Genomic DNA, 12,279 nt, shown 5'->3' with positions numbered 1-12,279 from the left:
AACTCAGGGCAATGAACACTATGAGAAGTCTTACAAAAACGATCTTTACTTTCCTCGTTATATTAACAGTCCATTATCTAAAGGCACAGCCCGTAATCAGTTCCTTTTCCCCGGGAGCCGGACCGGTTGGAAATCAGGTCACCATTACTGGAAGCAATTTCAGTACATCCACAACCAGCAACTTTGTGTACTTCGGGGCAACCAGGGCAACTGTTAATACTGCCAGCGCAAATAACCTGGTAGTAACAGTTCCCAAAGGGGCCAACCAACAACCCATAACAGTCACCACATCTGGTAAAACCGCATTTTCATTCAAACCTTATATCCCCACTTTTTCCGGCGGTGGCGACATCAGCAACAACTCTTTTGCTGATCCGGTATCCCTCACCAGCGACCTGCACCCCAACGATCTTATTGTTGCGGACCTGGATGGCGACGGCAAGAGCGATCTTGCTACTGCCAATAATTACAGCACCTCAGGTTCCCCTGCCTCTATTTCTTTATTCCGCAACACAAGTACTCCAGGAAAACCAGTTTTCACAAATAAGCAAGACATTAGCACTGGCGTGCTCACTTATGCAATCGCAGCAGGCGACCTCGACGGCGATGGCATGATCGACCTGGTTTCCAGTAGCATCGCAGACAAGACGCTTTCCATTTTCAGGAATACAGGTATGCAAGGCAATATCAGCTTTGCCGCCAAAAGCGAACTTACGGGCTCGGGTAGTATGTATGCGATTGCCATCAGGGATATTGATGGTGATGGCCTTTCCGACATTGTTGTGGTGAATGCGCTTGAGAATACCCTTGCCATTTATCTCAACAAAAGTACCGGTCCGGGTAATATTTCCTTCGCAAACAGGATAAGTTTCAACACTGGCCTTTTGCCCAACAGTGTAGCTATTGGCGACTTTGATAAGGATGGCAAGCCCGACCTCGTTGTGGCTAATGAATCCGACAACACCATCTCCCTGTTTCGTAACAAAAGCACCGTAGGCAACCTGGTTATGGAAAACCGTATGGACCTTAACCTGGGCACTGCACAAAGCGGCAGCGGCGTATTGGTTGCCGACCTTGATGAGGATGGCAGGCTTGATATTGTGACCGTTATTCAATCAGGTATAAATGCAACAACCAGCCTGCAACTTTTCAGGAATACATCAAATCCGGGTGCCCTTAATTTCATAATGCAAAATACACTTCCTGGTGGCACTAACTATGCCTACCATGCAGCTACCGGCGATATTAATGGTGATGGGAAACTTGACCTCGTGATGGCCAATACCACCAACAACCAGGTACAAATTTTCCAGAATAACAGCACATCCGGAAGTTTCAATTTTTCGGTTGCAGGACAACTTTATGCAAACTCACCATATGCCATCAACCTTTCTGACCTGGATAATGATGGGAAACCTGAATTGATCAGCAGTTTCTTTAGCTCAGACAAAGTGCAGGTATTTCCGAATAACTGCGGCGCTCCTGATATCCTTTCCTTTTCACCGAATACCGGAGTTACAGGAACAAAGGTATTGGTCAACGGTAAAAACTTTTCAGCAATAAATGCCGTTAGCTTCGGAGGGATACCTGCAGCCTCCTTTAACATCACGGGCCCGAATAGCCTTGAAGCAATTGTTGGGCCTGGCGCTTCTGGTGAATTGAAACTGACCAATAACATTGGCTTCGATACGCTTTCAACTTTTATATTCCAGGGGCCACCGGTAATCAATTCATTCAGTCCGGATACTGGTTTCATGGGTACCCGCGTAATCATAAAGGGACAAAATTTTATTGGCGTAACTGCTGTTCGCTTTGGTGGCGTTGACGCCCTTTCTTTTAGTTTACTTGACCCCTACACCATTGAGGCTTATACACCATCAGGAGTATCAGGCAATGTAGAAGTTATTTCACCATATGGGATGGGTAGCAAAACTGGTTTTGTCTATTTTCCTGTGCCAGTTATTCAATCCTTCACACCTGCTGAGGCTCCTACCGGAGCAACCGTGACCATCCATGGATTAAACTTAACAGGTACCACCAGTGTCAGTTTTGGTGGCGTTCCGGCTGCTTCTTTTATTGTTGTGGATCCTAATACGGTTCAGGCTGTTGTTGGTAATGGCGCAACTGGCAATGTGAAACTGAGCAATAGTTTTGGCAGCAATTCGGCAAGTGGATTCATTTATATTCCACCGCCTGCAGTCAGTTCATTTTCACCTGCTTCTGCACCGCAGGATGCAACTATTATAATTACCGGGAAAAATTTCAACAACGTTTCCAGTGTGAAGTTTGGGGGTACGGAAGCCATATCTTTCAGAGTGGTCAGTTCTGATACGATTGAAGCCAGGACCGGTTCAGGCTCAAGCGGAGCTGTTACGGTTACTACCCCCGGGGGAAGCAGCAGCCTGGATGGTTTTGTCTTTATCTGGAAGCCCCAGGTCACCGACTGCACACCTCATATCGGAGGACCAGGTACGGAAGTAATCATTACCGGGTTAAGCTTAACTAATGCCTTACAAGTAATGTTCGGTGATTCAGCCGCAAGGTCTTTCACCGTAATTTCAGATGATAGCATAATGGCAGTGGTGGGTGGAGGCGCAACTGGTAGTGTCAGCGTCACAACTGTTGCCGGTAAAGGCAGCGGCAGCTGGTTCATATCAAGCAAGGCGCCTGTTATTACAGAAATGTCGCCGCGCTCCGGACCGATAGGATCCACTATAACCATAAAAGGCGCAAATTTCCAACCCGGAACAGCAAGCAGTATCGTTCGGTTCGGTGGCGTTACTGCCAGTGTACTATCTGCAACAAGTAACCAGATCCAGGTATTGGTTCCACCAGGTGCGACTTACCAGCCGGTATCAGTCACCTGCCTTTCAAACGGACTAACCGCCACATCTGACTTTCGGTTCAATGTCACCTTTCCGGGTGGTGATAACGCCTTTAATGACAGTTCCTTTGCAGGCAAACTTGAATATACCCTTGGCAATGAACCATATGATGTAAAACAAGGAGACATTGATGGGGATGGAAAACTCGACCTGGTCGTTATCCACCATTCCGGCAAATTTTATTCCATTTACCTTAACAGGAGCAGCCCTGGACAATTGAACTTCGCGCCCCGAATAGACTATCCCCTGCAGGATCAACTCAATAGTCTAAACCTGGCAGATGTAGACGGGGACGGGAAACTGGACCTGCTTCTTTCAAACGACATTAATGGCAGTGCTAATAGCAATTCACTTGTCTGGGTCTACAAAAACAAAAGCAGTACGGGAAACCCAAAATTCGAAATGGCCAGCACCTTATATGGCTTCTTAGCCAATATAGGTGCCATTGAAACCGCAGATATCAATTTCGATGGAAAACCAGACCTGCTTATGTTGTGTACAAATTGCGGCTTGCAAAACAGCGGTGTTTTCATAGCAATAAATAACAGCAGTACCGGAAACATCTCCTTCGAAAGTCCCAGGTTAAGCAATTTCAACTTCCAGAACCCGGTCGGAATCTCAAGCGGAATGACTGTCACCGACTTCAATGGGGATGGCATTTCCGACATATTGGTGGGATTATGGTCTGGTTCGGCGGTAATCTTAATGAAAAACACGACCAACCAGGGAGGCTTTGCTACTTTCAATAATAGTGCCATTGGAGATATATCAACCTTTAACGGTTATTCCAGCCTAACGCCCCAGGTTGCCAACCTTGCTTCGGAAAAACAAACCGAAGTCCTGGCCAGCCGCTTTATTTACAGGATGGGAAATTTCGGTTATAATGAAGTTGCCCGTACGAATAGTACGGCTGTATCTGTGGTTTCGGACCTCAATGGTGATGGGAAACCGGAAATTATTGGAAGCGATTTCATTACTAACCTGATCAATGTTGCCAGGAATACTTCCAATGGATCAACAGTAAGCTTCGCCCCGGAATACAAACTCAACCAGTACGGCCGTAAAATTATCTCGGGCGATTATGATGGAGATGGAAAACCAGAGATCTGCTATATTGATCCAGCGGCGAAGATGCTCCGGATCCTGAGGAACCGGGTCGGGGAACCCATGCCTGCAGCACCCAGGATCAATTCATTCAATCCAAAATCAGGAACCCTGAATGATATAATTGGCATCAAGGGACAGTATTTCTCCCAGGTAACAAGTGTTCTCATTGGAGGTATTCCCGCCCAACATTTCAACATCATTTCTGATGACAGTATAGTGGCCATCATTGGTAACGGTAACAGTGGTAATATCAGTTTGTCTAATCCTGGCGGGGAAGATTCGCTGGGTGGTTTTAGCTTTATACCTTATCAGGCTCCAGTGATAAACTATTTTAATCCACCTGTAGCTTACCCGGGAGACCTGGTAACTATCTCAGGCCAAAATTTCATAGACATCAGTAATGTGAGTTTCGGTGGGATTGATGCCGAAAGTTTTACTGTGGAGTCACCCACCACTATTGTAGCAAAACCTGGGGCAGCAGGTGCATCTGGAACGGTAGAAGTAACCAACTTATACGGCAAAGGAAGCCTTGGCGGCTTTATATATCATCAAACACCCATCATCACCAGCTTCACGCCCAAAACCGGCCCGGCAGGCACCTGGGTCACTTTGAAGGGACGGTATTTAAATGAAGTGGTTGCTGCATACTTTGGTGACATGGCCGCTGATTCAATTATTCTTATAGACAGCACGACTATAATGGTTAAGGCAAAAACAGGCAATGATGGCCCTATTGCTTTAGCTGGCATAACCAGTGGAGCTGTATCCGAATGGTTCACCTTCACCAAAATACCTGGTATAGTTTCTTTTAGCCCCCAGTCCGGCAAGAAAGGCAGCAAAATCGTTATCACCGGAACCAACCTGCACAATACCCAGGCTGTTAGCTTTGGCGGTAGCCCCGCTTCATCTTTCACCATTGATTCATATAACCAGGTTACGGCAGTTGTGGGTGATGGAGCTACAGGTGAGGTTAAAGTAACAAACGCCGACGGTACCGCAGCACTTAACGGGTTCACCTTCGATGCCATAACTGCTGTCGGAGATATCCAGAGTGAATCCGAGAGGCTATTGCATGTTTATCCAAATCCGGCAAACGACCAGATTACCGTGAAGCATCCTGCTGCTGTGAAAATCAGTCATATCCAAATAATAGATGCCACAGGCAGGGTTGTCAGGCAAATGGATGTACCCAAAATGGCAACTAAGGAAACAATGCATTTGGGTGAATTATCAGCCGGTATTTACCAGTTGGTTTGGGTGGAAGAGAACAGGATTCTAAGGAAGACAATTGTGGTGGTGAGGTAATACGTACCAAAATACCTTAACCACCGGATGGATCGAAACAGAATCACAACTTTAAAACATTAGCGTTCAGAAAGACTTATCATAAATATGGAACAAGCGACACATTAAATATTGATAACAAATCCGACTTTCCCCAAAGCTTTTACTGTATTTCACAATTTCCTGAAAAACACCGGGCAACTCCAAACTCAATGACCGGGTATTGGGGAGCTTACATTTATGGCATAAGGAATATGCCTATTTATCATACTGTTCTATCCAGGCAAAGTTTTCTTTATAAATGGATTGCTTATGTTCCCTTATAAAAAGTAAAAAAGCCTTTGCTACTTCCGACATTTTTTTCTTTTTAAGCCATATCAACCGCCAGTTTTCCGTGAGTGGCAAACCGGCAACCGGAATAATCTTAATTTCATTTTGCTTTAATTCATTCTTAATGCTCAGCAGAGATTGTATGGAAAATCCAAGTCCGGCTAATACAGCCTGTTTAACAGCTTCGCTCGATGTTAATTCCAGTTTCACATGCGGCACAATATTAGCTTTCTGGAAATACCGTTGCATGGTAACCCTTGTACCGGATCCTTCTTCCCGGTAAATTAATGGGATACTTTCAAAAATGGTTTTTGAAGCATGCTTATTTATTTTAAAGGAATTGTCTGCCGGCCCGGTAAGAAATAATTTATTGGGCAGTAAGATTTCCTGGTCAATCTCCAGTGTTTCGGGCAATATGGAAACCAGGGAAAAATCCACCTCATTATTTTCCAGGCTTTTTACCACTTTTGTTTTATTGGTTACATCCATGACCAGGTCTATAGCAGGGTTTTCTTTAAGGAAGACTTTAAGGTAATACGGCATTACATATTTTCCGGTTGAAGCGACTGATAATTTAAGCCTCCCTGAAAGCATTCCTTTGAAACTCTGCGTTTGGTAACTAATTCCTGAAACTTCATTTAAGATTCTTTCTGCAGCCTGGTAAAGTTGCCTGCCAAAATCTGTAACATAAAGTTTTCTTCCAATCACTTCTGTAATTGCGATATCAAACTGCGCCTGCAGGTTTTTAAGCTGTATAGATACTGCAGGTTGGGTCATGTGTAATTCTTCCGAGGCTTTGGTGATGCTTTCATTTTCAACCACAGTCATAAAAACCTTCAGTTGATGCAGGGTGAAATTCATAAATTATATTTATGTATATTATAATAAAGATAAATAATAGTATATGAATAAGTTGTGCCAATTTTGCAACACTAAATAATCATCTGTGAAAAGAATAACAGTCGCAAAGGGAGATGGCCCAGGACCTGAAATTATGGTTGCCACAGTAAGCATCTTCCCGGCGGGAGGGTGTTGAAAAAATTTTTTGTACTGATCATTGCCGATGCCGGTTTACAAAGAAAAATGGAGATGATTTCAAAAAAAGCCACATATTGGATAATTTACAGAAGGCAAACCCGTATTTTCACCCGGGCAGGGGCGATAGAATACAAACAACAATATCATGATTATACAACTCATAGAGGGCGCCATTGGGTCCATATGAAACAATGGGAATTCTATTGATCTGGCGTCATTAATTCATCTTAAATAGGTTCTGATTTCAATAACTATATAATTATTTAAGAGATGCCATTTTCACTAAAGTTTTTGCTGAATTCGCTTCAGTTGGTTTCAGTTTTTTCCCTTTCCTTTTATGTCGTCGATATTATCATTGCTCATCTTATAAGAGCACTGGCAATCTTTACTTTGTTTCACCAATTCGGGCTATTGACATCCAAAAAGTTCAGTGATAATAAATAGTATTTAAGGAAATTAATAAGTTGCCTGACCAGGCTATACCGCGCGTTTGGAATATATTTTAATTATTGAAAAAATAAAAATGACTGAAAAAAAGAACATATCGATCGGGGGATCATTAAGTAAAATATATCAACTACTGCAACTTGACCGGAAGGACATTTCAGCAATATATATGTTTGCTATACTGGCAGGAATGGTGCAGTTATCTTTACCGCTGGGCATTCAGAGTGTTATTGGTTTTGTAATGGCCGGTTCTGTATCTACATCAATTGTGGTTTTAATTGCTTTGGTTGTTACTGGTACTTTTTTATTTGGCTTGTTGCAGGTTAAACAATTAAGTGTAATTGAAAAATTAAAGCAAAAAATATTCCTCAGGCATGGCCTTGAATTCAGCGACCGTCTTCCCAGGCTGGACATCGAGGAATTAGACAACTATCATTTACCTGAATTAGTGAACCGTTTCTTTGATACTATTTCCTTGCAAAAAGGCTTGGAAAAATTATTATTAGACCTGCCAACGGCTGTTATACAGATTTTTTTAGGCCTATTATTGTTATCTTTTTATCATCCTGTATTTATTGGTTTTGGAATTGCACTCCTGACGATCATTATCCTGATTATTCGCACCACTTCAGCCAATGGCCTGTCAGCTGCCATGCGGTCGAGTGATGAAAAATACAAATTGGTAGCCTGGTTGCAGGAAACTGCCCGTTTAGTTAAGTCGTTTAAATATGCGAACAGTTCTTTCCATGTTACCCGAACTGATAAACTAATTGGTAACCACCTGGAAGCCCGGACCAGCTATTTCAATGTGCTGTTGGTGCAATTTTGGAGCCTTATCAGTTTTAAAGTTATCATTACTGCATCAATGCTTATTGTGGGCACATACCTGCTCATAGAACAGCAAATAAATGTTGGCCAGTTTATAGCTGCCGATATTGTCATCATTTCTATTATTGGTTCAGTTGAGAAACTGATTTTGAGCCTTGATAAAGTGTATGATGCCATGGTTTCTGTTGAGAAATTAGGCAAAGTAACTGAAGCCAGGATCGAAAATGGCGGAAATTTTATTTTACCGGGATCTGATAAAGGTGTCGCTGTTCAATTCAGCAATACTGGCTATGCATACCCCAACGGCAGTGAAATACTTGATAACATAAATATTTCTATTGAACCCGGGCATTGGCTTCAAATAAGCGGACCATCAGGAACAGGCAAATCTACAATGCTGAGACTACTTACCGGTGCTTACAAAAATTTCCGTGGAAGCATCCTGATTGACAACCAGCCTATCGGTTCTTATAACCTGGAAAGCTTAAGGTCATTAACAGGTATTTTGTTAAGCAGCCAGGATATTTTTGAAGGAACAGTTTGGGAGAACATTAATATAGGGAATGATCAGGTATCACTGCAGGAAGTGACAGATTATGCCGATAAAATTGGACTACTCCATTTTGTCCATGCAGATCCGATGGGTTTTGACAGGCAACTGGATGCAACGGGTAAGAAACTGCCAAAGCATATCAGGCAAAAGATATTGTTATTGCGCGCATTAATTGGCAATAACCGGTTGCTATTACTTGAAGAACCATTTAAGTATTTAACAGAAAAAGAAACTAATGCGTTGGTGGCCTGTTTAAAGGGCAAGCGAAGCACCACAGTCCTTATTGCCACTGAAAAGGAAAGATTACTCCCCGGATGCAATTCCATTTTATCGCTAAAAAATGAACTATAACCAGATTTACCCATGGAAAAGTTTATAACTGCCAATATAGAAGAACAGGCAAAAACCAGTGCATTACTTTCATTCAGGAAAGTATACGGCGTTGATAAAAAAAGGAATATAGCCAGATGGCTTTGGGGAATATTTGCTGCAATGCTTGTCATACTTTTTTTACCATGGACACAAAATATCAGGGCCAAGGGAAAAGTAACCACCCTGAGGCAGGAGCAACGACCACAGGAAATGAATACCATTATTCCAGGCCGCATTATAAAATGGTATATTAAGGAGGGCGATTATGTCAGTAAAGGCGACACTATTTTACAGTTAGGGGAAGTAAAGATGGATTATTTTGACCCTGAGTTACTGAACAGGACCCGGCAGCAGATTATTGCTAAAGAGCAAAGTGCCGAAAGCTATTTGAAGAAAGCGGCCACTACCGAAAAACAGGCGGGGGCCTTAGCAGAAGGAAGAGGTTTAAAACTGCAATCCCTGGATAATAAAATCCAACAACAGCAATTGAAGGTTTCAAGTGACAGCGCAGACCTCGTTGCGATCGATAATGAGCTATTCATTTACAAGCGGCAGATTGAAGCCGCCAGGCTAATGTTGGATAGCGGCGTTATTTCTTTGGTTGATTTTGAAAAAAGAAAGGTAAACTTTCAAACGGGCCTGGCTAAACGAACCAGTGCTGAAAATAAGTTATTACAAAGCAAGCAGGAACTGATCAATTTAAGGATTGAAAAGAATAGCGCTATACAGGATTATTCCGAAAAAATCTCAAAAACGGAGGGTGATAAATATTCTGCATTGTCCAATGCTGCAGCTACGGAAGCCGAGGTTGCCAAATTACGGAACCTCTATGCTAATTATGATGCAAGAAATCAATTATACTATGTGCTGGCACCACAAGACGGCCAGGTAATTAAAGCTAAGAAGGCGGGTATTAATGAAATGCTTAAGGAAGGGGAAATGATCGTGGAAATCGTGCCAACAGTCATACAATATGCCGTTGAAATGTTTGTCGAGCCCATGGATCTGCCATTGATCAGTACAGGTCAGAAAGTGAGGTTTGTTTTTGATGGTTTCCCGGCCATTGTTTTTAGCGGCTGGCCCAGTAGCAGTTATGGCACTTTTGGTGGCAGGGTATCTGCCATTGAAACTTCTGTCAGCACTAATGGCAAATTCAGGGTATTGGTAGCTGAGGATCCCGCTGAAAGAAAATGGCCCCAACAATTAAAAATGGGCAGCGGTGCTAATGGTATTTCCTTACTTAAAAACGTAAGCATTTATTATGAAATCTGGCGTAACATTAATGGCTTCCCACCCGAGTATTATTCACCCGAAAATAATGGCGGAAAGAAAATTGAATAAAGCACATATCATGAAAAAAATCATTGGTGTTGCCTCGCTCGTCTTTATTTTCTTTTCCCCTGTTTTCGGGCAATCAGCCAATCAGCAGGTATTTCTGGTGGATAGCTTTATCAACCTGATAAGAATTAATCATCCCATAGCAAAACAGGCAAATATCCAGATTGATTTAGGCAATGCCAGGTTAATGATGGCAAGGGGGAATTTTGATCCATTTTTTGGGATGGATGCTTCCAATAAAACATTCGATGGCAAAAATTATTATTATTATAATAATCCGGAGTTAATGGTTCCCTTGCCCATTGGTAATATCAGGACAGGCCTTGAAAACAATGGCGGAGATAATTTATCCCCGGAAACAACAATGGGAAAATCGAGCTACCTGGGTGTAGAATTACCATTGGCAAAAGGCCTGGTGCTGGATAAAAGGAGAGCAGTTTTACAACAGGCGAAATTATTTTCAAAACAAAGCGCTGAGGAGCGTTTAGTGATCATAAATAATCTTCTTTTCGATTCTTATATGGCTTATTGGAATTGGGCCGGCGCCTACCAGTTGTATGAAACTTATTCAAAATTTGTTGATATAGCAGAAAAAAGATTGCGGCTGGTACGCATTGCTTTTATGAATGGTGACAGGTCGCTAATGGATACAACAGAAGCTTATACCCAATTCCAAAATTATCAATTATTGCAGTCAGAGTCCTTTTTGAAATGGAAAAACGATGCACTGGAATTATCAAATTATTTGTGGCAGCAAAATGACACTCCGTTCATTTTACAGGAAAATCACATCCCGGAAAAATTATCGGCATCTATTGATACAGATTTTAAAGACCCTGATTATCTCATTCAGCAATCAACAGTTCATAATCCTTTATTTAAAGTATATGATTATAAATTGAATAGTCTTGAAGTTGAAAGGAAACTTAAATACCAGGATATGCTTCCCTATTTTTCTGTAAAAGCAAACCTGCTCAATAAGGACTATAATGTATTTAAAAATGTGAACAACGGATTTTTGCAAAATAATAATAAATGGGGGATAGAATTTAAAATGCCTTTGTTTTTGCGTGAAGCCCGGGGTAGCTATAAACTTGTTCAACTCAAAGCCAAAGAGACGACGTTGGAATTACAATTTAAACGGCAGCAAATAGAAAATAAGATTCGAACTTATTTCAATCAATACAATGCGCTAAAACAACAATTAGCAACAATCCAACTTATGTATAGTAATTATCAGCAATTATTACGCAATGAAGAACTGAAATATGCACAAGGGGAAAGTTCCCTTTTCCTGGTCAATAGCCGGGAAACAAAACTTGTAGAACTTATGCAAAAACAGATTGAACTTTCCGTTAAGCTATATAAGGCAAAATATAGTATGGAATGGGCTGCAGGCTTGTTGAAATAAATTAAACTTATATAACCTTGTTTTTTAACAACCTCCTTCTTAAAAAACTTACTGGTATAAGTGGTCGGGATAGAAGCGAGGCGGACCAGTTTGGCTTTGAAAAATCTTAAGGGGGAGAAATGCAGATTATTACCTGATCAATGCAGATTATTACCCTCTTTTGCCAGATTGTTAAAAAAACTTGGTGGCTAATTTTCGGGGAGGTATAATTATAGCAAAATTGTTTATGAAAAATAACTACGTACTATTCAAAGAAAAAAGCGCCCAGCACAGAATTAACATGAGGTATTCTTCAATACTGCAAATGGGGAACGATCCATTCAGCAAGGTAACCATAGGGTAAGAGCCGGGAAAGAGCCGGGATAGTGCCGGGAATTTGCCTAAAAACTGATAACAAAGCGCCGCAATAAGCCTGCAGACCTACGCAAAACCTAGTAGAAAGTGCCTGAAAAGTGCTAAAAAACCTAGTCAAAACTGCGCCAACTGCAACACTATACCTGCGCCAACGACAAGGTTTGTGGCATCAAATGGTCTTTCATCTCCGTTTTTCCCGGATACCGAGGCTGTAAAATGAACTGTGTCAAAGGTTAACTTTAATGCAGTTTTTTATGCTAGACAAACAACACCCTGATTATGAACGCCTTCAGAAAAAGGCGCTGGAGCAATTACGAACCGGTAAGTCGCTC

5 protein-coding genes and 1 pseudogene are annotated in these 12,279 nt (G+C 41.9%); 5 read left to right on the top strand and 1 reads right to left on the bottom strand.

Features of this window, described 5'->3' with window-relative positions; translation table 11 throughout:
* Positions 1-11: 11 nt before the first annotated feature.
* Positions 12-5,297 (top strand): IPT/TIG domain-containing protein, encoded by a 5,286-nt coding sequence (locus LAQ65_RS00030; protein ID WP_224114872.1) that lies wholly within the window; start codon positions 12-14, stop codon positions 5,295-5,297.
* A gap of 237 nt (positions 5,298-5,534) precedes the next feature.
* Here the strand turns inward: LAQ65_RS00030 and LAQ65_RS00025 are convergent, their stop codons facing one another.
* Positions 5,535-6,467, bottom strand: a complete 933-nt coding sequence (locus LAQ65_RS00025; RefSeq protein WP_224114871.1) for a LysR family transcriptional regulator — start codon at positions 6,465-6,467, stop codon at positions 5,535-5,537.
* A 176-nt stretch (positions 6,468-6,643) separates the two neighbouring features.
* Here LAQ65_RS00025 and LAQ65_RS21140 point away from each other — a divergent pair.
* From LAQ65_RS21140 to LAQ65_RS00005, 4 genes and pseudogenes are all read left to right on the top strand, one after another.
* Positions 6,644-6,793: pseudogene (locus tag LAQ65_RS21140) on the top strand (hypothetical protein); the annotation flags it as partial.
* A 374-nt stretch (positions 6,794-7,167) separates the two neighbouring features.
* Positions 7,168-8,823: a peptidase domain-containing ABC transporter gene (locus LAQ65_RS00015; RefSeq protein WP_224114870.1), complete on the top strand. Its 1,656-nt coding sequence runs from the start codon at positions 7,168-7,170 to the stop codon at positions 8,821-8,823.
* Between the two features lie 12 nt (positions 8,824-8,835).
* Positions 8,836-10,185 carry an HlyD family secretion protein gene (locus tag LAQ65_RS00010; protein WP_224114869.1) on the top strand — a complete coding sequence of 450 codons (1,350 nt, stop codon included), beginning with the start codon at positions 8,836-8,838 and terminating at the stop codon, positions 10,183-10,185.
* Between the two features lie 10 nt (positions 10,186-10,195).
* Positions 10,196-11,593 carry a TolC family protein gene (locus LAQ65_RS00005; protein WP_224114868.1) on the top strand — a complete coding sequence of 466 codons (1,398 nt, stop codon included), beginning with the start codon at positions 10,196-10,198 and terminating at the stop codon, positions 11,591-11,593.
* The last annotated feature ends 686 nt before the right edge of the window (positions 11,594-12,279 follow it).

The organism is Flavihumibacter profundi (assembly GCF_020076305.1).
GTDB classification, from domain to species: domain Bacteria; phylum Bacteroidota; class Bacteroidia; order Chitinophagales; family Chitinophagaceae; genus Flavihumibacter; species Flavihumibacter profundi.
The sequence above is the reverse complement of the archived record's forward strand: the minus strand, read 5'-3'. Positions and strand labels throughout refer to the sequence as shown.